This window comes from Klebsiella sp. PK01, assembly GCF_057624675.1.
In genome coordinates, this window is the sequence record NZ_JBYEZM010000002.1 from 537,498 (window position 1) to 562,596 (window position 25,099).

Sequence of the window (25,099 nt, forward strand, 5' to 3'; positions counted from 1 at the left end):
GCCTCTCCTGCTGTCAATTAAAGGGTTGTAAGTCGACGCGCGCCATCATTGCGGCCAACTGGGTACGATCGGTAATGCCAACGTTGCTCTGGCTGACGGCCAGGGCGGCGACGGCAGTCGCCAGGCGCAGGGTATGCTCGCTGGATTCACGCATCAGCAGGCCGTAAATCAGGCCGCCGACCATCGAATCACCAGCGCCTACGGTGCTGACGACCTCGACTGAAGGCGGTTTAGCAATCCATTCGCCGGAGGCGTTGACCCACAGCGCGCCCTCTTCGCCCAGCGAAATCACCACGTGGGCGATACCTTGCTCGCGTAGCGCATGAGCGGCGTCGATGACATCTTTCATCTCCGGCAGCTTGCGGCCAGCCCAGATTTCCAGCTCGCGGCGGTTTGGTTTTACCAGCCACGGCGCGGCTTTCAGTCCGGCGACCAGCGCTTCGCGGCTGCTATCGAAAATAATGCACGGACACTGGCTGCGCAGGCGCGTCATCCAGTCGGTGAAGGCCTCCGGACTTACGCCGGACGGCAGGCTGCCGCTGACGCAAACCATATCGAACTGCCCCAGCCAGCTCAGAGAATCATTAACGAAACGCTCCCAGTCCGCCGGGGTTACTTCAAAACCGGAGAAGTTGAAATCGGTCACTTCGCCGTCTTTTTCCGTCAGCTTGACGTTAATACGGGTACGCCCCTGCACCACCTGGAAGCGGTTGGCGATGCCCAGCTCGCTGAACAGCTGCTGGAAGCCATCCTGGTTATCTTTTCCGAGGAAGCCGCCGACGGTGACGTCGATGCCGAGATCTTTCAGCACTTTCGCCACGTTAATACCTTTACCTGCCGCATGCAGGCCGGTGGTGCGCACGAGGTTCACTTCGCCACGTTCGATTTCCGGGGTGAAGCCCACCAGGTCGTATGCCGGATTTAAAGTAATCGTTGCTACACGTCTGCTCATTTATGCGCCCTCCCCAAGGCCTGCGGCGATCGCTTCGCCAATCGCATCCAGCGCTTGTTGCGCATCTTCACCCTGCGCGGTAAAACGCAGACGGTGACCTTTTTTCACACCCAGCGCCACGACCTTCATCAGGCTGCGGCCATTGGCCGGCTTGCCGGAACCGTCGAGGTTGGTGACGGTAATGTCGCTGGAGAATTGTTTAATCGTATTGACCAACATCGTGCCCGGACGCGCGTGCAGCCCGTGCTCGTTGCGTACTACAAATTCAGCATTCAGCACGTCTTCAGCAATGGCGTCGTCGCTGGTCAGCAGCGCCAGCAGCGTGGCGGCGTCGGCTTTCAGCAGATGCTCCGCTTTTTTATCAATGAGCAGATTGCTCAGGCGATTAAGCACCGCGGTCGGCTGCTCATCGGCCATCGCGACGGTGATCAGCAGCGCCACCGGCTGCCCGTCAGCGGTAAACACGTTGGCGGCGCGACTCACGGCGATAGCGCTACGCAAGTTGCCTTCCGCACAGTCGTTCAACCAGATCCCCTGACCCAGGTTGAGCGGCGCATCGTTAATGGTGCGGCTGACGAAATCGGTGTTTACCGCGCCCGCCTCTTTCAGCCGCGCGGCGTTCAGCGCCTGCAGCGTCAGCAGATCGTTGGCGACCACGTCCAGGCTCAAGGTTTCGTTGTCGAGCTTCAGCGCTTCGCTTTGCTTTTCGCCCATCAGCAGAGCGCGCAGTTCTTCTGCCGTAGTGGCGGTTCTCAGCTGTTCAGCCACCGAGTCGTCGCTCAGAACGTGCGTCAACTGACGCAGCAGACCAAGGTGCTCGTCGGAGCTGGCGGCAATGCCGATCGCCACATAAGCGGTTTGTCCTTCTCCCCAGGTCACGCCCTGCGGGAACTGATACACCTGTACACCCGTTTTCAGAACCTGGTCGCGGGTATCGGTGGTGCCGTGCGGGATGGCGATGCCATTGCCGAGGAAAGTGGAGGTCTGCTGCTCGCGGGCAAGCATACCGTTAACGTAGCCGTCAGCCACATTACCCGCGCTAACCAGCGCGCCAGCAATCTGACGTATTGCCTCTTCTTTATTCGCGGCCTGCTGGCCGGGATGAATATCCTGAACAGATAACTGGAACATAGTTCTCCTCTCCGCTGAAGTGAATCGTTTCAGCTAACATGAGAAAAAATACGCCACCCGATGATTGGATAATACTCTGATGACGCTGAAACGTTTCAATGAGTCTGTACCTTTATTGTGCACTGCGCAAGTAAACTCCGAAGGCTGATAACAGAATTTAGAGATACCGCACATTTTTGCTGAAGCTAATAGTGAAATCCGCCATTGGCTTCAGCATTTTGCTGAACGACATAATTTGAAACGCCTTTTTAATTTTTCGTGCCATACCACTATTTATTTTATGGGTGTCGGCGTAAACTTCGCCTCTTCTGAAACCAACGATATTCCAGCATGCAAAACAGTAGCACCGCCCTTCCCCGCCGCGGGTTCGACTTAACCTCCTCCGCTTTTCTTATCGTCGCCTTTCTGACGGGGATCGCCGGGGCCTTACAAACCCCGACCCTGAGCCTGTTTTTGACCAATGAGGTGCACGTGCGCCCGGCAATGGTCGGCTTCTTTTTTACCGGCAGCGCGGTCATCGGTATTCTGGTAAGCCAGTTTCTTGCCGGGCGTTCCGATCGTAAAGGCGATCGCAAGCAGCTGATTGTCGCCTGCTGCCTGCTGGGGGTGCTGGCCTGCGTGCTGTTCGCCTGGAACCGCAACTACTTTATTCTGCTGTTCGTCGGCGTCTTTCTCAGTAGTTTTGGCTCTACCGCCAACCCGCAAATGTTCGCCCTCGCTCGCGAACACGCGGACAAAACCGGGCGCGAGGCGGTGATGTTCAGCTCCATTCTGCGCGCGCAGGTCTCGCTGGCGTGGGTAATCGGCCCACCGCTGGCCTACGCGCTGGCGATGGGTTTTGGTTTTACCGTGATGTATCTCAGCGCCGCCGTGGCGTTTATTATCTGCGCGCTGATGGTCTGGTTTTTCCTGCCCAGCATGCGTAAAGAGAGCAAAACCGCCGTTGGTCATCTCGAAGCGCCGCGCACCAACCGCCGCGACGCGCTGCTGCTGTTCAGCATCTGTACGTTAATGTGGGGCACCAACAGCCTCTATATCATTAATATGCCGCTGTTTATCATTAATGAACTCCATCTGCCGGAGAAACTGGCCGGGCTGATGATGGGGACCGCCGCCGGGCTGGAAATCCCCACCATGCTGATTGCCGGGTATTACGCGAAACGCTTTGGTAAGCGCTTGCTGATGCGCATTGCCGCGCTTGCCGGGCTGCTGTTTTATATCGGTATGCTGACCGTCCATACCCCGGCCCTGCTGCTGGGGATGCAGGCGCTGAACGCGATTTACATCGGGATCCTCGCCGGTATCGGTATGCTCTATTTTCAGGATCTGATGCCGGGCCAGGCGGGCGCGGCGACCACGCTCTATACCAATACCACGCGCGTCGGCTGGATCATCGCCGGCTCGCTAGCGGGCGTCGTCGCGGAAATCTGGAGCTATCACGCGGTATTCTGGATTGCGCTAGTGATGGGAATTATCGCCCAGGTCTGCCTGTGGCGTATTAAAGACGTTTAGGGCGCAGTCAGCGCTTCGAGATGAATGAGATAAGCCATCGCCTGCTGACGCGTGCTGCCGCACATTTCCGCCGTCGGTTGTAAACCCGCGCAGACTTTAGGGCGCAGCGGCGAGGCAAAAATCTTGCAACGCAGATGTTCATCCAGCTGCACGCACGGTGTATTTGCCGGCTTGCCGTCAGGCATTCCGGGAATGGGGCTTGAGATGGACGGCGCGGTGCAACAGGCTCCGCAGTCCGGGCGACATTCCATACCTGACTCCTTAATGAGTGGGAGGCGGACAGTAGCAAAATATCGGCTATCAGGAAAGCTGAAGCTGGCGAAACGGCTTTTTCAGCAGCGCCGATCGAAGATTTGCCAGGAGATAGCAAAAGTCGCGAATTCCGCTTGCCTGAAAGGCCCGGCGCGAGTAGTTTTACGCGATATTTTTGACCCTTTAAGTGACAGGATTACTGCAATGCCAAGAGCGAATGAAATTAAAAAAGGTATGGTGCTGAATTACAACGGCAAACTGCTGATTGTTAAAAATATTGATATTCAGTCGCCAAGCGCCCGTGGCGCAGCAACGCTGTATAAAATGCGTTTTTCCGACGTGCGTACCGGCCTGAAAGTAGAAGAGCGTTTTAAGGGCGACGATATTGTTGATACCGTCACCCTGACCCGTCGTTTCGTTGACTTCTCCTACGTCGATGGCAACGAATATGTATTCATGGATAAAGAAGACTATACCCCGTATACCTTCACCAAAGAGCAGATCGAAGAAGAGCTGCAGTTTATCCCGGAAGGCGGCATGCCGGATATGCAGGTTCTGACCTGGGATGGCCAGCTGTTGGCGCTGGAGCTGCCGCAGACCGTTGACCTGGAAATCGTAGAAACCGCACCGGGTATCAAAGGCGCTTCCGCCAGCTCGCGCACCAAACCGGCCACCATGAGCACCGGGCTGGTCATTCAGGTTCCGGAATACCTGACCAGCGGTGAGAAAATCCGCATTCATATCGAAGAGTGCCGCTATATGGGCCGCGCGGACTAACCCCCCTCCTCTGACGGTTGCCCGGCCCCGCGTCGCGCAGGCCGGGTCTGTTCCCGGATGGCGGCGCTGCGCTCCTTATCCAGGCTACTCGCTGCCGATATCAGGCACAAAAAAGGACAGCCGTTGGCTGTCCTTTTGCTTTCCCTCACGCCATGATTACAGCAGCTCAGGGTATTTGGTCATCTTCAGCGCCAGCTCAACGCCGCGCACTTCCGCCATGCCTTTCAGACGGCCAATCGCCGAATAACCGGGGTTGGTTTTCTTACGCAGATCGTCAAGCATCTGATGGCCGTGATCCGGACGGAACGGGATCGGGCGCAGATCGCCGGCTTTCTTACGACGCAGCTCTTCGCTCAGGATCGCATTGACCACCGCCACCATATTGACGTCGCCGTTCAGGTGCGCCGCCTCGTGGAAGGTTTTAGGATTTTTTTCACGGCAGGTAGAACGCAAATGGGTAAAGTGGATACGATCGCCGAAGGTTTCCACCATCTTCACCAGATCGTTATCGGCGCGCACGCCGTAGGATCCGGTACACATGGTAAAGCCGTTATAAATGCTGTCTACCGTCTCTTTCAACCACTGCATATCGTCGATCGTCGACACGATACGCGGCAGGCCGAGGATCGGACGCGGCGGATCGTCCGGGTGAACCGCCAGGCGCACGCCGACTTCTTCGCACACCGGCACAATCGCCCGCAGGAAGTAGGCCATGTTCTCACGCAGCTGCGCTTTATCGATGTGGTCATACTCCGCCAGCCGCGCGCGGAACTGATCGAGGGTATAGCCCTCTTCCGCTCCCGGCAGACCGGCAATGATATTGCGGGTCAGCTTGTCGATATCCGCCGCGCTCATCGCTTTGAAGTAAACTTCAGCCTGCTGCTGCTCTTCAGCGCTGTAGTCAGCTTCGGCGCCCGGGCGTTTAAGGATGTGCAGTTCAAAAGCGGCGAAAGCAATCTGGTCAAAACGCAGCGCTTTGGAGCCATCGGCCAGCTGATATTCCAGATCGGTACGCGTCCAGTCCAGAATCGGCATGAAGTTATAGCACACGGTATCAATACCGCAGGCCGCCAGATTGCGGATGCTCTGCTGGTAGTTGGCAATCCACTTATCATATTGTCCGCTGTGGGTTTTGATATCCTCATGCACCGGGATACTTTCGACCACCGACCAGCTCAGGCCTTTTTCCGCCAGCAGCGCTAAACGCTGTTGAATCTCGTCTACCGGCCAGACCTGGCCATTCGGAATATGATGCAACGCCGTCACGACACCCGTGGCGCCCGCCTGGCGCACATCATCAAGCGATACCGGATCGTTCGGTCCATACCAACGCCAGGTTTGCTCCATCGCAATGCCCTCTTTAAGTTGTTATACCAATAATGTGAAACATCATGACGACTACCATACATGCTTCTGCTTAATGGTCAATTTCGCCCGTAGCATTGATTGATCCAGCTCACACTAAGCGGATAAATTCGGCTTACCAATTTAAATTGCTGTCATATAACTTTACACTGCGTGATGTTAATCATTGGTTAATCAGGTGTATAAAAATGACTACTATCGCTACCGCCGCGCTGCCAGCAGGCGTGCAACTTCCGCAGTACGATCGCCGCCAATTGCGCTCGCGTATCGTGCACCTTGGTTTTGGCGCGTTTCACCGCGCGCATCAGGCGCTGCTAACCGACCGGGTGCTTAACGCCGGCGGTGGCGACTGGGGAATTTGTGAAATCAGCCTGTTCAGCGGCGATAAGCTGATGAGCCAACTGCGTGCGCAGGACCACCTGTTTACGGTGCTGGAAAAAGGCGCTGAGGGTAACCAGTCGATCGTGGTTGGCGCAGTGCATGAATGCCTGAACGCCAGACTGGATTCGCTGGCGGCGATTATCGAGAAATTCTGCGAACCGCAGGTGGCTATCGTTTCGCTGACGATCACTGAGAAAGGTTACTGCATCGATCCGGCGACCGGTAAACTGGATCCAACCCAGCCGCGTATCGTTCACGATCTGGAAAACCCGACGCTGCCGCAGTCGGCTCCCGGTATTTTAGTTGAAGCGCTCAATCGTCGCCGCGAACGCGGACTCGCTCCCTTCACCGTACTCTCCTGCGACAATATTCCCGACAATGGTCACGTCGTGAAAAACGCCATTCTCGGCATGGCTGAGAAACGTAGTCAGGAGCTGGCCGACTGGATTGCTGAACATGTCAGCTTCCCCGGCACTATGGTTGACCGCATCGTACCGGCCGCCACCGAAGAATCGCTGGCGGAGATTGCCTCCGTGCTGGGCGTTGAAGATCCCTGCGCCATCAGCTGCGAACCGTTTATTCAATGGGTGGTGGAAGATAATTTTGTCGCCGGGCGCCCGGCCTGGGAAACGGCGGGCGTACAGATGACCCGCGACGTCCTGCCGTGGGAACAAATGAAACTGCGGATGCTCAACGGTAGCCACTCTTTCCTCGCCTGGCTGGGCTATCTGGCAGGGCACGCGCATGTGAGTGACTGTATGCAGGATGATGTTTTCCGCCATGCCGCCCGCCGCCTGATGCTTGATGAACAAGCGCCAACGCTATCGATTACCGGCGTGGATTTAGTTGCCTATGCTGACAGCCTGATAACGCGCTTCGCCAATCCGGCGTTAAAGCATCGTACCGGGCAAATCGCCATGGACGGCAGCCAAAAGCTGCCGCAGCGCATGCTCGATAGTATTCGCGTTCATCTGGCAAACGGCAGCCGCTGGCCGCTGCTGGCGCTGGGCGTGGCTGGCTGGATGCGTTATGTAAGCGGCGTCGACGACGCCGGGCAAGCCATTGATGTGCGCGACCCGCTGGTCGACAAAATCAAACAGTTGGTTGGCGCCAGCCAGCAAGAAGAGCGCGTCAGCGCCCTGCTCAGCCTGGAAGAGATATTTGGCAAGGATCTGCCGGGCAATCCGCAGTTTGTTGCCGACGTCACAGCAGCCTGGCATCAGTTGGTTAAATCAGGCGCCCGCGAAGCCGTGGCTAAGGCACTACGCAGTTAACAATTTCTGCTGTTTAGCGGACAGAATGCATTTCTGTCCGCAGTATCCCTTCTCTTTTTCCCCTTTTTTCGTCAGGATAGTCGCAACTGTTACAACATTACATTTCTGTGCTGGAGAAATTGTGACCAAAACTAACCTGATCACGGGCTTTCTCGGCAGCGGCAAGACGACCTCAATTCTTCATCTACTGGCTAATAAACCTGCGGATGAAAAATGGGCCGTGCTGGTCAACGAGTTTGGCGAAGTCGGCATCGACGGCGCCCTGCTGGCGGAAAGCGGCGCGTTGCTAAAAGAGATCCCCGGCGGCTGCATGTGCTGCGTCAACGGTCTGCCGATGCAGGTTGGGCTCAATACGCTGTTGCGCCAGGGAAAACCTGACCGTCTGTTGATTGAGCCTACCGGGCTGGGCCATCCGAAGCAAATTCTCGATATCCTCACCGCCGCCGTCTATGAACCGTGGATCGATCTGCGCGCGACGCTGTGCATTCTCGATCCGCGTCAGCTGTTGGAGGAAAAGATCGTGGCCAATGATAATTTCCGCGATCAGCTGGCCGCAGCCGATGTCATCGTCGCCAATAAAAGCGATCGGGCGACGCCGGAAAGCGATGCCGCTTTTGCCAACTGGTGGCGACAGTACGCCGGGGAGCGCCTGCAGGTAAACGCCACCCAGGGGAATATCGAGCTCGCGCTGCTGGATCTCCCGCGCCGTAACACCGCCCCGCTGCCGGCAAGCCCGGACCACGTGCATAGTCACGGGCAAAAGCAGGGTCTGGCGGCGTTGAATCTACCGGCGCATCAACGCTGGCGTCGCAGTGTTAACAGCGGCCAGGGATACCATGCCTGCGGCTGGATTTTTGATGCTGATACCCAATTTGACACCGTTGGGTTGCTGGAATGGGCGCGCCTGGCGCCGGTTGGCCGGGTGAAAGGCGTGATGCGTATTGCTGAAGGATTGGTGCGGATCAACCGTCAGGGGCTCGATCTGCACATCGAAACCCAAAACGCGCCGCCGCCGGATAGCCGCATCGAACTGATTTCCGAGTCAGAAGTTGACTGGAATGCCCTGCAGTCCTCGCTGTTGAAGCTTCGTTTAAGTTAATGCGGCTATGTTTGGCCGCTGTTTAAAAAAATCGCATCTGTTATGACTAAAAACCGTATTCCACTTATCTTGCTGCTGAACGTCGCGGGCGTAGCCTTATTTTGTTCCTGGTATCTACCGGCAAATCACGGTTTCTGGTTCCCGCTTGACTCGGCTATTTTTCACTTCTTTAACCAGGGCGTCAGCACCAACCGTGCGTATGCCTGGCTGTTAGCCATTATCAACAATCGCGCGTTCGACGCCTGCTCGCTGCTGGCGATGGGCTGTCTGATGCTCAGTTTCTGGATCAAAGCGCAGAGCGCTGAACGCCGTCGCATTATCCTTATGGGGCTGGTGATGTTGCTCGCGGCGGTGATTATCAATCAACTTGCCCAGCATCTGATGCCGGTACAGCGCGCCAGCCCTTCGTTGTTCTTTACGGATATTACGAAAGTCAGCGACGTGGTCTCACTGCCAACTAAAGACGCTTCAAAAGATAGCTTCCCGGGCGACCACGGCATGATGTTGCTCATTTTCGCCTCGTTTATGTGGCGATATTTCGGCCGCCGGGCATTTATCATTGCACTGGTTATTTTTGTGGTTTTTGCTTTCCCGCGAGTGATGATCGGCGCCCATTGGTTCACCGATATTGCCGTAGGGTCGCTCAGCGCGGTGCTGATAGGTGCGCCGTGGGTATTAATGACCTCGCTTTCCGATAAGTTGATCGCCTGGTTTGACCGTTCGCTTCCGGGTGGAATAGCAAAAAAATAAGATCATTTTTACATTTTATTAATATTATCCATAAGGGGTCGTTCTGACCCCTTTTTTTATATTTGCTGATGATTTATTCGCGACATCATCTTCCTGTCACATTAATCATCATTGAAATGAAGATATTGCATATTTTTCAGCCAAAAAAGGCGCTATTTTTCCCTTTGCCGATGATTCACTTTTTGTCGCAAAAATACTTATAAGAAATCGCGCAAAACCGCTCGCCATCCCACGTTTGATAGGGTAATCTCTTTCTCGTTTTGCCCTTCCAGGCAACACAATTCATCATTTGAATAAATTTGTGCGGTACTCCACATTTTTAGGCTTAAGGAATTGTCTCATTGCTTTCTGGAATCTAGGCTCTACCACGTTTGGCATTTTTTATAACGACATTGTCGTTAAGGACAACAAGGGAAAATAAACATAATGGTCAAATCTCAGCCGATTTTGAGATATATCTTGCGGGTCGTCCCCGCGATTGCAGTTGCGGTTCTGCTTTCCGCGTGTAGTTCAACAAGTACCGCCAAGAATATGCATTCTGAGACGCATGCTGTGGGTAGTGGAGATTTATCATCACTGCAAGCCTCTCAGGATGAATTTGAAAAAATGGTCAGCAACCTGGACGTTAAGTCCCGCTTGATGGACCAGTATGCTAGCTGGAAAGGCGTGCGTTACCGCCTTGGCGGCAGCACCCGGAAAGGGATCGATTGCTCGGCGTTCGTGCAGCGTACTTTCCGTGAACAATTTGGTCTGGAGCTGCCGCGCTCAACTTCCGAGCAGCAGGATTCCGGCAAATCGATTTCGCGCACTCAACTGCGTACCGGTGATTTAGTACTGTTCCGTGCGGGCTCTACGGGCCGTCATGTCGGTATCTACATCGGCAATAACCAGTTTGTACATGCCTCTACCAGCAGCGGCGTCACCATCTCAAGCCTGGATGAGCCATACTGGAAAAAGCGCTATAACGAAGCGCGTCGCGTTCTGAGTCGTTCCTGATACCTCTTCTTACCGTCGGTTATCCCTTGGCTAACGGTAAGAAATGAAAAAAACACTGCCCCGGCAGTGTTTTTTTGCTTTTCCGCCGATGATCTCCGCAAAATAAGCTATGTCTTTACAAGCTATGCCTTTTAAAGGAAATGGAACCATACTCTTCTGGCACCCCATTGGCATGATTCAATTATACGGACAGATTCTGGCCTATGCTAACCCGCTACTTTTCACCCCGACGTAAAATCTGGCTCACCAGTATTTGCATTGGCGTTGCCGTCGCGCTACTGGCCGGCAGCATCCAGTTTATGGTTATCTACCACAACCGCTCTGAACGTTTCGATCAGATAATCAATAACGTCAGTCACTACCTTAATAGTTATTTCGCCGATTTAAGCGAAACCATCGAGGGCCTGCAGCCTCTGCTCGATCAGCCCTGTGAGCATATTGACTCCGGCCTGGCTGCCAGCGCCGCCTTCAGTCCGAACGTACGCGCCTTCCTGCTGGTGAAAAACGGTAAAGCGTTCTGTTCATCCGCCACCGGCGCAATGAACACACCGTTTAAACAATTGATACCGCAGCTTGATATCAATAAACCCCTGGATATGGCCATCCTCCAGGGCACACCGATGATGCCGGACACCGCCGCGTTGGCAATGTGGGTGCAACACCCCGGCGATCGAGACAGCGGCATTTTTGTATCCATCAATGCTAATCTGACGCCTTACATCCTCTATACCGCACGGCAGAATGACTTCAACGGTATTGCGCTGGCCATCGGCCATACTGCGATTTCGACCTTCAGCAGCAAAATTATCGATCCGCTATCATTGCCCAATGAGCCGATACGCCAGATTCAGGTTCCGGGGCTACCGCTAAAAGTGTATCTCTTTTCCAACAGCTGGTTTGGCGAGAATACCCAGTTCGCCCTGCTGCTCGGCGTGGTATGCGGCATGCTTGCCGGCTTACTCAGCTACTACATCCTGACGATCAAATCCGATCCGCGGAAATCGATCCAACTGGGGATCAAAAACAACCAGTTCTACGTGGTCTACCAGCCGGTGGTAAAGGCCGATACCCTGCAGATTAGCGGCGTTGAAGTGCTGATGCGCTGGCGGCATCCGGTGGTGGGTGAAATCCCGCCAGACGTCTTTATTAATCTGGCGGAAACGCAGCAGATGATCGTGCCGCTCACCCATCATCTGTTAATGTTGATTGCCCGCGATGCGCCGACTCTGCAGCGCATTTTGCCGCGCGGTACCAAGCTTGGCCTGAATATCTCCCCCGCCCACCTGCATGCCGCCGAATTTCAGCAAGATATGCGACGTTTTGCCGCCGCGTTACCCGCAAACTACTTCGACGTCGTGCTGGAAATAACCGAGCGCTCGATGATCGATAAAAACCGGTCGATGGCTATTTTTGAGTGGCTGCACCAGCAGGGCTTCGAAATTGCTATTGATGATTTTGGTACCGGCCATAGCGCGCTAATTTATCTTGAGCGCTATAACTTTGATTATCTGAAGATCGATCGTGGTTTTGTGCAGGCGATCGGTACCGAAACCGTCACCTCTCCCGTGCTGGATGCGGTATTAACGCTAAGCCGCCGCCTGCAGCTGAAAACCGTGGCAGAAGGCGTAGAAACACCGGAGCAGGCGGAATGGCTGCGCGCTCACGGCGTGAAATATCTGCAAGGTTACTGCTTCAGCCGCCCGCTGCCGCTGGAGAAACTGGTTGCCGCTCATGATGAACCGGCAAATTATTTCACAAGCCGCTGAGGGTCGCTTATGATGCGAAACCATCGGGGTTAATGGTCAGAGGATGATATTCCAACTATGTTTGCGCGCATCGGCCTGCTGCTGCTGGCTTTATTTAGCCTTAGTAGCCAGGCGCAAACCATAAAAGAGAGCGAGGCGTTCGCTATCATCGGCGAGCCAAAGTATGCCGTTGACTTTCATCACTTCGATTACGTCAATCCGGATGCGCCAAAAGGCGGTGGTATTACGCTTGCCGCCATTGGCACCTTCGACAATTTCAATCGCTACGCCCTGCGCGGTAATCCCGGCGTACGCACCGATGCGCTGTATGACACTCTGTTTACCACCTCGGACGATGAACCGGGCAGCTACTACCCGCTGATTGCCGATCGCGCGCGCTTTACCGATGATTTCTCGTGGATGGAAATTACCATCAACCCGCGCGCCCGCTTTCATGACGGTAGCCCGATTACCGCCAGCGACGTTGCTTTCACCTTTCAAAAATTTATGACCGAAGGGGTCCCGCAGTTCCGTCTTATTTATAAAGGGACGACCGTTAAAGCTATCGCCCCGCTGACGGTGCGCATCGAACTGGCCAAGCCGGGCAAAGAAAATATGCTCAGCCTGCTGTCCCTGCCGATAATGCCCGCGTCATTCTGGCGCCATCATAAACTGAGCGACCCCCTTTCAACGCCGCCGCTCGCCAGTGGCCCCTATCGCATCAGCAGTTGGCGGATGGGGCAATATATTGTCTATTCGCGAGTCGAGAACTACTGGGCCGCCGACCTGCCGGTGAACCGCGGGCGCTGGAACTTCGACACGATTCGCTACGACTACTATCTCGACGATAACGTCGCTTTCGAAGCCTTCAAAGCCGGAGCGGTAGATATGCGCGAGGAGAGTTCGACAAAAAACTGGGCGACGCGCTATATCGGGCGCAACTTTAGCAACGGTTATATAGTGAAAGACGATCGCACGACTACCTCGGCAAAGGATACCCGCTGGCTAGCTTTTAATACTCAGCGCCCGGTCTTTGCCGACCGCCAGGTGCGTGAAGCCATCACCCTTGCATTTGATTTCGAATGGATGAATAAGGCGCTGTTTTACGGCGCCTACAGTCGGCCAAACAGTTACTTTCAGAATACAGAATATGCCGCTCGTGATTACCCGAAGGCCGATGAACTCACTTTGCTGGCGCCGTTGAAAAAAGATGTGCCGCCAGAGGTCTTTACCCGGATTTATCAACCGCCCGTTTCCAACGGCGATGGTTTTGATCGCGCCAATTTACTTAAAGCAGATGCCCTGTTGAACCAGGCGGGATGGGTGCTAAAAAACCGTCAGCGGGTAAACCGTAAAACCGGCAAATCGCTGCGCTTTGAGCTGCTGCTCGCTTCCGGCGGCAACGTCAGTTGGGTACTACCGTTCCAGCATAATTTACAGCGTTTAGGCGTGACGATGGATATCCGTCAGGTGGATAACTCCCAGGCCACCAGCCGACTGCGGAGCCGCGATTACGACATGATGCCCTCGCTGTGGCGCGCCACCGCCTGGCCAGATACGGGTTTACAGGTTTCGTGGGCCTCGGACTATATTAACTCCAGCTATAACGCACCGGGAGTGCAGAACCCGGCGGTCGACGCGCTGATTGCGCAGATCGTTCGCTGGCAGGGCAACAAACAGAAACTCCGGCCGCTGGGTCGCGCGCTCGACCGGGTGCTGACCTGGAACTATTACATGCTGCCGATGTGGTATATGGCGCAGGACAGGACGGCTTACTGGAACAAATTTTCCTTCCCGCAAACACGCCCGACCTACTCCTCCGGTTTTGATGGCTGGTGGTACGATGTTAACAAAGCCGCCAGGCTTCCCGCGGACCGACGTTAAGGATTAAAGATGGGCGCCTACCTGCTCCGCCGACTATTACTGGTGATCCCGACGCTCTGGGCCATCATCACCATCAATTTTTTTATCGTGCAGATTGCGCCAGGCGGTCCGGTCGATCAGGCGATCGCCGCCGTGGAGTTCGGCGACCGCAGCGGGTTGCCCGGCGCAGGAGATAGCGGTATGGGCGCCAGTCATGCGCGTACCGGCGTTGGCAATATCAGTGAAGGTCATTATCGCGGCGGGCGTGGGCTCGATCCGGAAGTGATTGCCGAAATCACCCACCGCTACGGCTTCGATAAACCGATTCACGAACGCTACTTTAAGATGCTCGGCGACTATCTGCTTTTTGATTTTGGCGACAGCCTGTTTCGCAGCGCTTCGGTGCTGCAGTTGATTAAAGACAGCCTGCCGGTGTCTATTACCCTCGGCCTGTGGAGCACGCTGATTATCTACCTGGTGTCGATACCGCTGGGGATCCGTAAAGCCGTCAGTAACGGCAGCCATTTCGACGTCTGGAGCAGCACATTTATCATCATCGGTTACGCCATCCCGGCATTTCTGTTTGCGATATTACTGATCGTGATTTTCGCCGGCGGCAGCTATTTCGATCTTTTTCCGCTGCGCGGCCTGGTCTCCGCTAATTTTGATAGCCTGCCGTGGTATCAGAAGATCGCCGACTATCTCTGGCATATCACCTTACCGGTGCTGGCGACGGTGATCGGCGGTTTCGCCGCCCTGACGATGCTGACTAAAAACAGTTTCCTTGATGAGATCCGCAAACAGTATGTGGTAACGGCCCGCGCCAAAGGCGTCGGGGAAAAACAGATCCTGTGGAAACACGTTTTTCGCAACGCCATGCTGCTGGTAATTGCCGGTTTTCCCGCCACCTTCATTAGCATGTTCTTTACCGGCTCGCTGCTGATTGAGGTGATGTTCTCGCTCAATGGTCTTGGGCTGCTCGGCTACGAAGCCACCGTGTCGCGCGATTACCCGGTGATGTTCGGCACTCTGTATATCTTCACGTTAATCGGCCTGTTATTAAACATTGTCAGCGACATCAGCTATACGCTGGTCGATCCGCGTATCGATTTCGAGGGCCGCTAATGTCATTTCTCTCCCCCGTTAATCAGGCCCGCTGGGCGCGTTTTCGCCACAACCGCCGCGGCTACTGGTCGCTATGTATCTTCCTGGCGCTGTTTATTTGCAGCCTGTGCGCCGAGCTTATCGCCAACGATAAGCCGCTGCTGGTGCACTATCGCGGTAGTTTGTACGTACCGGCGCTGAAAACCTATAGCGAAACGACCTTCGGCGGTGATTTTGCCACCGCCGCCGACTATCAGGATCCCTGGCTGCAAAAACGGCTGGCGGAAAACGGCTGGGTGCTGTGGGCCCCGGTGCGTTTCGGCGCCACCAGCATCAATTTCGCCACCGACAGCCCCTTCCCTTCGCCGCCGTCCAGGCACAACTGGCTGGGTACCGACGCTAACGGCGGCGATGTATTCGCACGGATCCTCTATGGCGCGCGGATCTCATTATTATTCGGTCTGCTGCTGACGCTCTTCTCCAGCGTGCTTGGCGTGCTTGCCGGGGCGCTGCAGGGCTACTACGGCGGTAAGCTCGACCTGTGGGGGCAGCGTTTTATCGAAGTATGGTCCGGAATGCCGACGCTATTTTTAATTATTCTGCTCTCAAGCGTAGTGCAACCTGATTTCTGGTGGCTGCTGGCAATCACCGTTTTATTTGGCTGGATGACGCTGGTCGGGGTGGTTCGCGCCGAATTCCTGCGCACCCGCAACTACGATTATATTCGCGCCGCACAGGCGCTGGGGGTCAGCGATCGCCATATTATCCTGCGCCATATGCTGCCGAATGCGATGGTCGCCACCCTCACCTTCCTGCCGTTTATTTTGTGCAGTTCGATAACCACCCTGACCTCGCTCGATTTTCTCGGCTTTGGCCTGCCGCTAGGCTCACCGTCGCTGGGCGAACTGCTACTGCAGGGGAAAAATAACCTGCAGGCGCCGTGGCTGGGGATGGCGGCATTTTTGTCGGTGGCGGTGCTGCTGACGCTGCTGATTTTCATCGGCGAAGCGGTCCGCGACGCCTTCGATCCGAGTAAGGCGGTATAACATGAGCCAACCGTTATTAGACATTGACGACCTCTCTATCGCCTTCCGCCAGCAAGGGGCAAGCCAAACGGTAGTCAGCAACCTGACGCTGCAGATTGCCGCGGGTGAAACGCTGGCGTTGGTCGGCGAATCCGGCTCCGGCAAGAGCGTCTCCGCGCTGTCGGTACTGCGCCTTCTGCCCTCGCCGCCGGTTAGCTATCCCAGCGGCGATATCCGCTTTCACGGCCAGTCGCTGCTGCGCGCCGATGAGCGTACCCTGCGCGGGATCCGCGGCAACCGCATCGCGATGATTTTCCAGGAGCCGATGGTCTCGCTCAATCCGCTGCATACGCTGGAGAAACAGCTGTACGAGGTGCTCTCGCTGCACCGCGGCATGCGCAAAGAGGCGGCGCGCGGCGAAATCCTCGACTGTCTGGATCGGGTTGGCATCCGTAACGCTTCACGGCGGCTTGCCGACTATCCGCACCAGCTTTCCGGCGGCGAACGCCAACGGGTGATGATCGCCATGGCGCTGCTGACGCGCCCGGAGCTGCTCATCGCCGATGAACCAACCACCGCGCTGGACGTCTCGGTGCAGGCGCAAATTCTGCAACTGCTGCGCGAACTGAAGCATGAGCTCAACATGGGGATGTTGTTCATCACCCACAATCTGAGCATTGTCCGCCAGCTTGCCGACCGGGTGGCGGTGATGCAAAACGGCCGCTGCGTCGAAGAAAACGGCTGCCGGGAGCTGTTTCAGGCGCCCGCGCATCCGTATACCCGCCGCCTGCTGGATAGCGAACCGACCGGCAAACCGGTGCCGCTACCCGCCGATGCGCCCATCCTGCTGCAGGCCCGCGATCTTAACGTCGCCTTCCCAATCCGCAAAGGGATCCTGCGCCGGGTGGTCGATCACAATCGGGTGGTCAACCATCTGACTTTTACCCTGAGGGCCGGAGAAACGCTGGGGCTGGTGGGAGAATCCGGCTCTGGCAAAAGCACCACCGGGCTGGCGCTGCTGCGGCTGATTAACTCCAGCGGAGAAATGCAGTTTGCCGGCGAGTCGATCCAGGGGCGAAATCGCCGCCAGATGCTGCCGCTGCGCCGACGCATTCAGGTCGTTTTTCAGGATCCGAATTCATCGCTCAACCCGCGCCTGAGCGTCCTGCAGATTATCGAGGAAGGATTACGCGTTCATCAGCCAACGCTGACGCCCGCGGAACGTGAACAGGCGGTGATTCAGGTGATGCAGGAAGTGGGGCTCGACCCCGCGACGCGACAGCGCTATCCGGCGGAATTCTCCGGCGGCCAGCGCCAGCGTATCGCCATTGCCCGGGCGCTGATCGTCAAACCGCAGCTGATGGTGTTAGATGAACCGACTTCATCACTGGATAAAACCGTGCAGGCGCAGATCCTGGCGCTGCTGAAGACGCTACAGCAAAAGCATCAGCTGGCCTATCTGTTTATCAGCCACGATTTACGTGTTGTACGGACGCTCTGTCATCAGGTGATAGTGCTGCGGCAGGGAGAAGTCGTCGAGCAGGGTGAATGCGAGCGCGTATTTACGGCACCGCTTCAGGAGTACACCCGCCAGCTGCTGGCGTTAAGCTGACGGTCAGAAGGGGTTGTTGCCAGAGAAAGGCTCGGCAATGGCCACGCCGAAATTTTTCAGTCGGCAGGTAGCGGCAAACTCATCCTGCATATTAACGAACAGGCATGGCTCGCCTTCACACTCGAGAATGGAACAATCCACTTCGATGTCGCTCAGCGCCTGGCTCAGCGTACGCATCACCGGCCACGCTTTCTCGCCGTCCGGGCTGAGCAGTTTTAATGCCACCAGGCTATTTTCGCCCTGCGCGCCGTTTTGCGGAATCGGTTCAACTCTTGAACCCGCAAAACCGGCCAGCCAGCGATAGCTCTGCGGCAGTCGGTGTACGATAGAGAGTTGCTGTGTATTCACTTGGTTTCCCCGGAAGCAAAAGGCTTCACAATAAATTTACATCAATATTAACACATTGTTGACAAATAGTCCTGCAACAGCTTAGAAAACGCTTACACCCGCATCGGGCCAGGGCTAACAGCTTATTATCCAGAACTTTATAGTTGCCTTGCGGAAACAGTTCGCGGCTATATGTACCCGTTTCTGTGATCCAAAACAACTTTTTTATCGCAACATTGCGACTTTTTACACTAATTGATTTTACATAAAAGAAACAAATAGCTAAACAGGGAAGCCGATTTCGGTTGATATGTATCAAAAAAGGGGCGGAAATCGCCCCTGAAAATGTGACTTAATGTGCGACTTTTCGTCGCCGGCTGGCGTACAGATAGAAGAGAATGGAGCTCGCGGCGCAAAAAGCGATAGAAATCAGCATCGGCCAGGCGGTGGTAAAGGTAGCCATCGACAGCAACGCGCCGATAATCGCGCCAATCCCAAAACGAAATGTTCCGGCCAGCGACGATGCGGTTCCCGCCATATGCGGAAACTCGTCGAGGATCACCGCCATGGCGTTAGAGGAGACCATTGATACGCAGCCGACGAACGCCGCCACGCCCACCACCAGCGACCAGAAACCAACATCAAGTAGCGCACACACCACCATCCACACCGCCATCGCCAGCTGGATCCACAGCCCGGCGCGGAACATATTCAATGCGCCGACCCGGCGAACAAAGCGGCTATTAATGATGGTCATGATGAACAGGAACACGATATTCAGCGCAAAATAGTAGCCAAAGTGCTGCGGCGACACGTGATTAATGTTGATGTAGACGAATGGACCCGCGCTGAGAAATGAAAACATGCCGGCAAAACTAAAGCCGCTGGCCAACATATAGCTGAGTACCCGCTTGTGGCGGAACAAGGTGGCGAAGTTGCCAAGCGTGGTGCGAATATGAAATTTCTGCCGTCTTTCAACCGGCAGCGTCTCGCTAATAAAGAAAGCGATCATCGCCGACGCCAGCAGCGCCGCCAGCGCCAGGATCCAGAAAATCGCGTGCCAGCTGAACCACACCAGCACCGCGCCGCCGACCATCGGCGCCACCAGCGGCGCAATGGTGGTGACCAGCATGACAAATGACATCATGCGCGAGAACTCTTCTTTCGGGTAAATATCGCGCATCAGGGCGTTGATCACCACGCTGGCCGCCGCGGCCGCCAGGCCGTGGAAGAAACGCATAGTAATCAGCATCTCGATGGTCTGCGATAACGCGCAGGCCACTGCTGCCGCGGCGAAAATCAGCGTCCCGCCGAGGATCACCGGTTTACGGCCAATGCTGTCGGCCATCGGCCCGTACAGCAGCTGGCCCAGCGCAAAGCCCAGAATATAGGTGCTGAGCGTCATTTGCGCGCTGCCGTCCGGCACGTTGAACTGCGACGAGATAACCGGCAGCGCCGGCAGATACATATCAATCGACAGCGGCATTAACATGGCCAACAGGCCAAGAATAAACACAATCCCCAATGAAGAATTCTGCTTTGTCGTCACGTTTTACTCCGTACTTGTGGGGCGCCAACGCTGGCGATTTCGTCAGCCGTCAGCGGGCGGTATTCGCCGGGCTCCAGCGACGCATCAAGGGTAATATCGCCGATACGCTCGCGATGTAATCCCACGACGTGGTTACCCACCGCCGCGAACATGCGTTTTACCTGGTGGTAGCGGCCTTCGCTGATGGTCAGGCGCACTTCTGTCGGAGTGATGACTTCGAGGACAGCAGGTTTGGTGAGATCTTTTTCATTATGCAGCTGCACGCCTTTGGCAAACTGCTCGGCGACGCCCTCTTCCAGCGGATTTTCCAGCTCCACCAGATAGGTTTTTTCGCAGTGATGGCGCGGCGAAGTAATGCGGTGCGACCACTGCCCATCATCGGTCATCAGTACCAGACCGGTGGTGTCGATATCCAGACGCCCGGCGGCGTGCAGCTTATGGGCAACCGGCTCATCGAGAAAATAAAGCACCGTTGGATGATCGGGATCGTCTGTTGAACAGACATAACCCTGCGGCTTGTTGAGCATAAAGTAACGGGGGCCGTGCTGCTGGGTCAGCGTATTGCCGTCATATTCTACCTCGTGCTCCGGCTGGAGCTTAAAGGAGGCATCTTTCACAATGTCGCCGTCCACGGTAACGCGGCTGCCGCGGATTTCACGCCCGGCAATAGCACGGCTGACGCCAAGCTGCTGAGCGATAAACTTATCAAGTCGCATGAGATTTTTTAGCCTGTAATAATGCTGGAGCGGGCATCTCGCCCGAAAAAGAAGAATTCCATTGGTTAGTATAACGGGGTCTTAACACCACTCAAGGGAAAAGATTCATGGCATACTATTTGCGAGTTAATTAACCCCCGAGAATTGATGACTTTTACACTACGTCCCTACCAAAAAGAGGCGGTCGACGCCACGCTCGCCTGGTTCCGCCGTCACCATGAGCCGGCCGCCATCGTGCTGCCGACCGGCGCCGGCAAAAGCCTGGTGATCGCCGAACTTGCGCGGCTGGCGCGCGGACGCGTATTGGTTCTGGCCCACGTTAAAGAACTGGTGGCGCAGAATCACAGTAAATACTGTGCGCTTGGCCTGGAAGCCGATATTTTCGCCGCCGGTCTGCAGCGTAAAGAGAGCCAGGGCAAGGTGGTCTTCGGCAGCGTGCAGTCGGTGGCGCGCAATCTTGAGCAGTTTCAGAGCGAATTCTCCTTACTGATCGTCGATGAGTGCCACCGTATCAGCGACGATGACGACAGCCAGTATCAGCAAATCATCAGCCACCTGCGGCAGGTGAATCCACAGCTCAGGCTGCTCGGCCTGACCGCGACCCCCTTCCGTCTCGGCAAGGGGTGGATTTATCAGTTCCACTATCACGGTATGGTGCGCGGCGACGAGAAAGCGCTGTTCCGCGACTGCATCTACGAGCTGCCGCTGCGTTATATGATTAAGCACGGCTACCTGACGCCGCCTGAGCGCCTCGATATGCCGGTGGTACAATACGATTTCAGCCGCCTGCAGGCGCAGAGCAATGGCCTGTTCAGCGAAGCCGACCTTAACCATGAGCTGAAAAAACAGCAGCGCATCACGCCGCATATCGTCAGCCAAATCGTTGAGTTTGCCGAAAGCCGTCAAGGCGTGATGATCTTCGCCGCGACCGTCGAACATGCGCGGGAAATTACCGGCCTGCTGCCGCCCACGCAGGCGGCGCTGATTACCGGCGAAACGCCGGGGCCGGAGCGCGATCGCATCATCGAAGCTTTTAAAGCGCAGCAGTATCGCTATCTGGTGAACGTCGCGGTACTGACCACCGGCTTTGACGCGCCGCACGTCGATCTTATCGCGATTCTTCGGCCAACAGAGTCGGTAAGCCTTTACCAACAAATTGTTGGCCGCGGCCTGCGTCTGGCGCCGGGCAAAACCGACTGCCTGATCCTCGACTATGCCGGCAACCCTCACGACCTGTATGCGCCGGAAGTCGGCACGCCAAAAGGCAAAAGCGATAATGTCCCGGTACAGGTTTTCTGCCCGGCCTGCGGTTTCGCCAATACTTTTTGGGGGAAAACCACCGCCGACGGCACGTTGATTGAGCATTTTGGCCGTCGCTGCCAGGGCTGGTTCGAAGATGATGACGGCCATCGCGAACAGTGCGACTTCCGCTTTCGTTTTAAAAACTGTCCGCAGTGCAACGCCGAGAATGACATTGCCGCCCGCCGCTGTCGCGAGTGCGATTCTATTCTGGTCGACCCGGACGACATGCTGAAGGCGGCGCTGAAGCTTAAAGACGCGCTGGTGTTGCGCTGCAGCGGCATGGCGCTGCAGCATGGCAGCGATGAAAAAGGCCCGTGGCTAAAAATCACCTATTACGATGAGGACGGCGCCGATGTGAGTGAGCGCTTCCGTTTGCAAACGCCCGCGCAGCGTACCGCCTTTGAGCAGTTGTTTATCCGCCCGCATACCCGTACTCCGGGCGTGCCGCTACGCTGGATAACTCCGGCAGACATCATTGCCCAGCAGGCGCTGCTGCGCCATCCGGACTTTGTCGTCGCCCGGATGAAGGGGCAATACTGGCAGGTGCGGGAAAAAGTGTTCGATTATCAGGGCCGTTTCCGTCGCGCCAATGAGCTGCGTTAATCCGCCAAAAACTGAGGTTTTGATTGCCGCTGTGCCGATAGGCGGCTATAATGCCGCCCGCTTTTGCATTCGCAAAGCAGATAATCTGCCTGCTGCTGGGTCGCCTGTTGCAGGCTTTATATATAGAGAGACATCAATGTTTACTATCAACGCAGAAGTACGTAAAGAGCAGGGTAAGGGTGCGAGCCGCCGCCTGCGCGCAGCTAACAAGTTCCCGGCAATCATCTACGGTGGCGAAGCTGCTCCGGTTGCTATCGAACTGGACCACGACAAACTGTGGAACATGCAGGATAAAGCTGAGTTCTACGGCGAAGTTCTGACCCTGGTTGTCGATGGCAAAGAAGAGAAAGTTAAAGTTCAGGCTGTTCAGCGTCACGCGTTCAAGCCGAAACTGACCCACATCGACTTCGTTCGCGCTTAATCGCCGATAGCAAGTTGTATGGCAAACGCCCTGGTGTCTTCTGACCCGGGGCGTTTTGTTATCTGCGCCGCCATAACCCTGGCGCGTCGTCAACAATCTCTCCCAGCGCGCGGTGTTTATTCATTCCCGGCAGCCACAGCATCACCATGGTAACGTTAAGCCCCTGATTACCGACCTCGGTGGCTATTTCAGCAACCCCCTGCCACTCGTCGGGCCGTAAATGGTCGGGTAAAAAACCCCAGCCCTGCCCCTGCTCCATTGCGTGGCGCAACATGGTGATTTCATTCATATACAGCGTATGGCCGGATATCTGCAACCGGCGGGCGATTTGATCGTCGCTGCGCCGGTGCATGACTAACTGCGGGGTGAGCGATAAATTCAGCAACGTCAGCGGCCTTGCGGCATCAGCGAACAACCGCTGCGCGGCGTAAAAGCGTAAATCAACGGTACCCAGCGCCCGCCACTCCATTTCGCTACCCAGCGTACGATTGTTAGCCTGGCAAATGGCCATATCCGCGACGTCATCGCTCAACGCCTGCTCGGCTTCGCGACGCGAAGCGCTCCAGCAGCTTAAACGGATCTGCCGCCGGGCAAGCGTATCGGCCAGCAAACAGAGAAATTCACGCGGCACGAACGGATCGTACACCAGGCGTAACTCCTGCCAGGCCGTTTGCGGCAGCGTTTGCGCAAAAGACTCGAAAGCCTGCGCCTGTCGCAACAACAGGTGCGCCTGGCGAAAAAGCTGCTCTCCCTCGGCCGTTAAAGTCAGGCTACGCCCTTCACGGCTGAATAACCGGTAGCCCAACGCATCTTCCAGGTAATCCAGCAGATCGCGAAGCGTCGTACGGTCTTTCCCTAAACGAATCGCCGCCCGCGACAGGCTGCCGGTCTCAGCAATCGTCGCGAAGGCTTCAATCTGTGCAAATGAATACTGCAGGGTTTTCATCCTTCTCTCCCTTTCAGGGGAAAATCCCCCATAGAATGATTTTAGCCGCCGCGCGCCGGTTTATATACTGCGATGCGAATCTATGGCAAACGAGGAAATGAAAATGATAAGAAAACCACTGGCTCTGGCGTTAATTTTGGCGGCGCTACCGGCGGCGGCAATGGCGCAAAACTGCGGCGGCCTGACGCTGGATGTCTGCCCCACGCCTTACGATCAAACGCTACCCGCGGCCAAAGACATGCTCACCTGGGATCAGGCGTCACGCGTCGTTGGCTTTCGTAATGACTATCGCAACTATGCTGGCGATGTTTTCCGTCACGGCGACTCGGTCCCGCTGGAGCGCGCAAAAAAACAGCTGACCGATGCCCGCTACACGCTCAACGGCCACACCTGGAATTTGCAAGATTACCTGAAGCGCGAAAACGTCAGCGGTATGCTGGTGCTGAAAGATGGCAAAGTCGCCTGGAAATATCTCGCCGAAGGTAATACCGACACCACGCTGTGGACCTCGCGCTCGGTGGGTAAATCGGTCGTCTCGACGCTGGTCGGTATCGCTATTCAACAGGGTAAAATCCACTCCCTTGATGACCTGATTACCGTTTATGAACCCGAACTGAAAGGCACCGCCTGGGATGGCGTGACGCTCAAGCAGCTCATTCAACATACCAGCGGCGTGGAATGGAATGAAGATTACACCAATCCACAGTCGCACTTCGCCCGCCTGACCCAGTGTGAAGCGCAGCCCGGCGCCTATGATTGCGTGCGTAAAATTGTGTCGACGCTGTCGCGCAAACACCCGGCAGGCGAGCAGTGGTCCTACTCTTCCGGCGGCGCCTGGCTGCTGGGCGATGTGCTGGAACGCGCAACCGGTATGTCGCTGGCCGCCTGGCTTGAACAATCACTGTGGCAGCCTGCGGGCATGGCCCACGATGGCGTGTGGCACGCCTACAAAAAAGGACAACATGATGTCGGCGCCCACGGCTTTAACGCCACCCTCGAAGACTGGGGACGCTTTGGCGAGTTTGTCGCCCGCGATGGCCGCCTGAGCAACGGTGAACAGCTGGTGCCCGCAGGCTGGTTCGATCAAGCCGCGAGCTGGACAAAAGCGCTGAACTCGGTTTCAGCAGCGCATCCGGAAGGTATCTACGGCTATCAATGGTGGAATAACGCCATTCCGGCCAATGCGCAAAACGTGCAGCCGACGCCGCAGGAAGGGCTCAAAGGCTCGCTGTGGGCGCTGGGGATCTACGGCCAGGTGATAATGGTCAACCGTGCGGAACATCTGGTGATCGTGCAGTGGTCAACCTGGCCACAGGCGGAACCGTCCTTTAACGCGCAACCGCTGGAAGCGGCGCTGATGTACAGCGCCATTGCCCGCGAATTGCGCTAATCTTGCC

Annotated in this window: 22 protein-coding genes; 14 read left to right on the forward strand and 8 right to left on the reverse strand. The window is 56.0% G+C overall.

All coding sequences use genetic code 11. The annotated features are described in order from the left end of the window. Positions 1 to 13 precede the first annotated feature (13 nt). Both fruK and fruB read right to left on the reverse strand, forming a co-directional pair. Positions 14 to 952, reverse strand: a complete 939-nt coding sequence (fruK, locus tag AC22LX_RS07760) for a 1-phosphofructokinase (protein WP_015365695.1) — start codon at positions 950 to 952, stop codon at positions 14 to 16. Next, positions 953 to 2,083, reverse strand: coding sequence for a fused PTS fructose transporter subunit IIA/HPr protein (gene fruB, locus AC22LX_RS07765; protein WP_487333898.1), 1,131 nt, complete (start codon positions 2,081 to 2,083; stop codon positions 953 to 955). A 330-nt stretch (positions 2,084 to 2,413) separates the two neighbouring features. Here fruB and setB point away from each other — a divergent pair, with 330 nt between their 5' ends. Next, the gene (setB, locus tag AC22LX_RS07770) at positions 2,414 to 3,595 is read left to right on the forward strand and encodes a sugar efflux transporter SetB (protein ID WP_487333899.1); all 1,182 of its coding nucleotides are present in this window, start codon (positions 2,414 to 2,416) and stop codon (positions 3,593 to 3,595) included. Here the strand turns inward: setB and AC22LX_RS07775 are convergent. Next, positions 3,592 to 3,846 (reverse strand): YkgJ family cysteine cluster protein, encoded by a 255-nt coding sequence (locus tag AC22LX_RS07775; RefSeq protein WP_045391329.1) that lies wholly within the window; start codon positions 3,844 to 3,846, stop codon positions 3,592 to 3,594. The genes setB and AC22LX_RS07775 overlap by 4 nt on opposite strands. A 205-nt stretch (positions 3,847 to 4,051) precedes the next feature. Between AC22LX_RS07775 and yeiP the strand changes: the two genes are divergently transcribed. Then, entirely contained in the window at positions 4,052 to 4,624 is a 573-nt protein-coding gene (gene yeiP, locus AC22LX_RS07780) for an elongation factor P-like protein YeiP (protein ID WP_015365690.1), read from the forward strand. A 156-nt stretch (positions 4,625 to 4,780) separates the two neighbouring features. Here yeiP and uxuA read toward each other — a convergent pair whose 3' ends face one another. Next, positions 4,781 to 5,971 carry a mannonate dehydratase gene (gene uxuA / locus AC22LX_RS07785; RefSeq protein WP_487333900.1) on the reverse strand — a complete coding sequence of 397 codons (1,191 nt, stop codon included), beginning with the start codon at positions 5,969 to 5,971 and terminating at the stop codon, positions 4,781 to 4,783. 206 nt (positions 5,972 to 6,177) lie between these two features. Between uxuA and AC22LX_RS07790 the strand changes: the two genes are divergently transcribed. From AC22LX_RS07790 to yejF, 9 genes are all read left to right on the forward strand, one after another. Then, positions 6,178 to 7,644, forward strand: coding sequence for a mannitol dehydrogenase family protein (locus AC22LX_RS07790; RefSeq protein WP_487333901.1), 1,467 nt, complete (start codon positions 6,178 to 6,180; stop codon positions 7,642 to 7,644). A 121-nt stretch (positions 7,645 to 7,765) separates the two neighbouring features. Beyond that, positions 7,766 to 8,743 (forward strand): CobW family GTP-binding protein, encoded by a 978-nt coding sequence (locus tag AC22LX_RS07795; protein ID WP_047066138.1) that lies wholly within the window; start codon positions 7,766 to 7,768, stop codon positions 8,741 to 8,743. A 42-nt stretch (positions 8,744 to 8,785) separates the two neighbouring features. Continuing rightward, positions 8,786 to 9,493 carry a phosphatase PAP2 family protein gene (locus tag AC22LX_RS07800; protein ID WP_047043195.1) on the forward strand — a complete coding sequence of 236 codons (708 nt, stop codon included), beginning with the start codon at positions 8,786 to 8,788 and terminating at the stop codon, positions 9,491 to 9,493. Positions 9,494 to 9,919: 426 nt separating this feature from the next. After that, on the forward strand, positions 9,920 to 10,489 hold the full coding sequence (gene mepS / locus AC22LX_RS07805; RefSeq protein WP_047043201.1) for a bifunctional murein DD-endopeptidase/murein LD-carboxypeptidase: 570 nt from the start codon (positions 9,920 to 9,922) through the stop codon (positions 10,487 to 10,489). Positions 10,490 to 10,692: 203 nt separating this feature from the next. Beyond that, positions 10,693 to 12,255, forward strand: a complete 1,563-nt coding sequence (locus AC22LX_RS07810) for a cyclic di-GMP phosphodiesterase (RefSeq protein ID WP_047066141.1) — start codon at positions 10,693 to 10,695, stop codon at positions 12,253 to 12,255. Between the two features lie 57 nt (positions 12,256 to 12,312). After that, positions 12,313 to 14,118 (forward strand): extracellular solute-binding protein, encoded by a 1,806-nt coding sequence (locus AC22LX_RS07815; RefSeq protein ID WP_063447977.1) that lies wholly within the window; start codon positions 12,313 to 12,315, stop codon positions 14,116 to 14,118. A gap of 9 nt (positions 14,119 to 14,127) precedes the next feature. Continuing rightward, complete coding sequence (locus AC22LX_RS07820) at positions 14,128 to 15,222, forward strand: microcin C ABC transporter permease YejB (RefSeq protein WP_487333902.1); 1,095 nt, start codon at positions 14,128 to 14,130, stop codon at positions 15,220 to 15,222. Next, positions 15,222 to 16,247 (forward strand): microcin C ABC transporter permease, encoded by a 1,026-nt coding sequence (locus AC22LX_RS07825; RefSeq protein ID WP_487333903.1) that lies wholly within the window; start codon positions 15,222 to 15,224, stop codon positions 16,245 to 16,247. Before AC22LX_RS07820 ends, AC22LX_RS07825 begins: the two co-directional genes overlap by 1 nt. Position 16,248: 1 nt before the next feature. Beyond that, entirely contained in the window at positions 16,249 to 17,838 is a 1,590-nt protein-coding gene (gene yejF / locus AC22LX_RS07830; protein WP_205460681.1) for a microcin C ABC transporter ATP-binding protein YejF, read from the forward strand. Positions 17,839 to 17,841: 3 nt separating this feature from the next. On the opposite strand, the gene AC22LX_RS07835 is transcribed toward yejF, so the two are convergent. The 3 genes from AC22LX_RS07835 to rsuA all read right to left on the reverse strand — a co-directional run bounded on the left by AC22LX_RS07835 (position 17,842) and on the right by rsuA (position 20,430). Continuing rightward, positions 17,842 to 18,186 (reverse strand): YejG family protein, encoded by a 345-nt coding sequence (locus tag AC22LX_RS07835; RefSeq protein WP_045391356.1) that lies wholly within the window; start codon positions 18,184 to 18,186, stop codon positions 17,842 to 17,844. Positions 18,187 to 18,517: 331 nt separating this feature from the next. Beyond that, complete coding sequence (locus AC22LX_RS07840; protein WP_045391357.1) at positions 18,518 to 19,714, reverse strand: Bcr/CflA family multidrug efflux MFS transporter; 1,197 nt, start codon at positions 19,712 to 19,714, stop codon at positions 18,518 to 18,520. Then, entirely contained in the window at positions 19,711 to 20,430 is a 720-nt protein-coding gene (gene rsuA, locus AC22LX_RS07845) for a 16S rRNA pseudouridine(516) synthase RsuA (protein ID WP_045391360.1), read from the reverse strand. Before rsuA ends, AC22LX_RS07840 begins: the two co-directional genes overlap by 4 nt. A 147-nt stretch (positions 20,431 to 20,577) precedes the next feature. On the opposite strand from rsuA, the gene radD reads away from it, so the two are divergent. Together radD and rplY are read left to right on the forward strand one after the other, a co-directional pair. Continuing rightward, complete coding sequence (gene radD / locus AC22LX_RS07850) at positions 20,578 to 22,335, forward strand: DNA repair helicase RadD (protein ID WP_045391363.1); 1,758 nt, start codon at positions 20,578 to 20,580, stop codon at positions 22,333 to 22,335. Between the two features lie 136 nt (positions 22,336 to 22,471). Next, positions 22,472 to 22,756 carry a 50S ribosomal protein L25 gene (gene rplY / locus AC22LX_RS07855; protein WP_015365674.1) on the forward strand — a complete coding sequence of 95 codons (285 nt, stop codon included), beginning with the start codon at positions 22,472 to 22,474 and terminating at the stop codon, positions 22,754 to 22,756. Between the two features lie 58 nt (positions 22,757 to 22,814). On the opposite strand, the gene AC22LX_RS07860 is transcribed toward rplY, so the two are convergent. Further along, positions 22,815 to 23,702, reverse strand: coding sequence for a LysR family transcriptional regulator (locus AC22LX_RS07860; RefSeq protein ID WP_045391365.1), 888 nt, complete (start codon positions 23,700 to 23,702; stop codon positions 22,815 to 22,817). A 103-nt stretch (positions 23,703 to 23,805) separates the two neighbouring features. Between AC22LX_RS07860 and AC22LX_RS07865 the strand changes: the two genes are divergently transcribed. Then, positions 23,806 to 25,092, forward strand: coding sequence for a serine hydrolase domain-containing protein (locus AC22LX_RS07865; RefSeq protein WP_045391367.1), 1,287 nt, complete (start codon positions 23,806 to 23,808; stop codon positions 25,090 to 25,092). Positions 25,093 to 25,099 lie beyond the last annotated feature (7 nt).

What these genes read in the sequence shown, in the direction of transcription:
- fruK (WP_015365695.1), bottom strand. Translation starts at nt 952, where the DNA reads ATGAGCAGACGTGTAGCAACGATTACTTTAAATCCGGCATACGACCTG.
- fruB (WP_487333898.1), bottom strand. Translation starts at nt 2,083, where the DNA reads ATGTTCCAGTTATCTGTTCAGGATATTCATCCCGGCCAGCAGGCCGCG.
- setB (WP_487333899.1), top strand. Translation starts at nt 2,414, where the DNA reads ATGCAAAACAGTAGCACCGCCCTTCCCCGCCGCGGGTTCGACTTAACC.
- AC22LX_RS07775 (WP_045391329.1), bottom strand. Translation starts at nt 3,846, where the DNA reads ATGGAATGTCGCCCGGACTGCGGAGCCTGTTGCACCGCGCCGTCCATC.
- yeiP (WP_015365690.1), top strand. Translation starts at nt 4,052, where the DNA reads ATGCCAAGAGCGAATGAAATTAAAAAAGGTATGGTGCTGAATTACAAC.
- uxuA (WP_487333900.1), bottom strand. Translation starts at nt 5,971, where the DNA reads ATGGAGCAAACCTGGCGTTGGTATGGACCGAACGATCCGGTATCGCTT.
- AC22LX_RS07790 (WP_487333901.1), top strand. Translation starts at nt 6,178, where the DNA reads ATGACTACTATCGCTACCGCCGCGCTGCCAGCAGGCGTGCAACTTCCG.
- AC22LX_RS07800 (WP_047043195.1), top strand. Translation starts at nt 8,786, where the DNA reads ATGACTAAAAACCGTATTCCACTTATCTTGCTGCTGAACGTCGCGGGC.
- mepS (WP_047043201.1), top strand. Translation starts at nt 9,920, where the DNA reads ATGGTCAAATCTCAGCCGATTTTGAGATATATCTTGCGGGTCGTCCCC.
- AC22LX_RS07810 (WP_047066141.1), top strand. Translation starts at nt 10,693, where the DNA reads ATGCTAACCCGCTACTTTTCACCCCGACGTAAAATCTGGCTCACCAGT.
- AC22LX_RS07815 (WP_063447977.1), top strand. Translation starts at nt 12,313, where the DNA reads ATGTTTGCGCGCATCGGCCTGCTGCTGCTGGCTTTATTTAGCCTTAGT.
- AC22LX_RS07820 (WP_487333902.1), top strand. Translation starts at nt 14,128, where the DNA reads ATGGGCGCCTACCTGCTCCGCCGACTATTACTGGTGATCCCGACGCTC.
- AC22LX_RS07825 (WP_487333903.1), top strand. Translation starts at nt 15,222, where the DNA reads ATGTCATTTCTCTCCCCCGTTAATCAGGCCCGCTGGGCGCGTTTTCGC.
- yejF (WP_205460681.1), top strand. Translation starts at nt 16,249, where the DNA reads ATGAGCCAACCGTTATTAGACATTGACGACCTCTCTATCGCCTTCCGC.
- rsuA (WP_045391360.1), bottom strand. Translation starts at nt 20,430, where the DNA reads ATGCGACTTGATAAGTTTATCGCTCAGCAGCTTGGCGTCAGCCGTGCT.
- radD (WP_045391363.1), top strand. Translation starts at nt 20,578, where the DNA reads ATGACTTTTACACTACGTCCCTACCAAAAAGAGGCGGTCGACGCCACG.
- rplY (WP_015365674.1), top strand. Translation starts at nt 22,472, where the DNA reads ATGTTTACTATCAACGCAGAAGTACGTAAAGAGCAGGGTAAGGGTGCG.
- AC22LX_RS07860 (WP_045391365.1), bottom strand. Translation starts at nt 23,702, where the DNA reads ATGAAAACCCTGCAGTATTCATTTGCACAGATTGAAGCCTTCGCGACG.
- AC22LX_RS07865 (WP_045391367.1), top strand. Translation starts at nt 23,806, where the DNA reads ATGATAAGAAAACCACTGGCTCTGGCGTTAATTTTGGCGGCGCTACCG.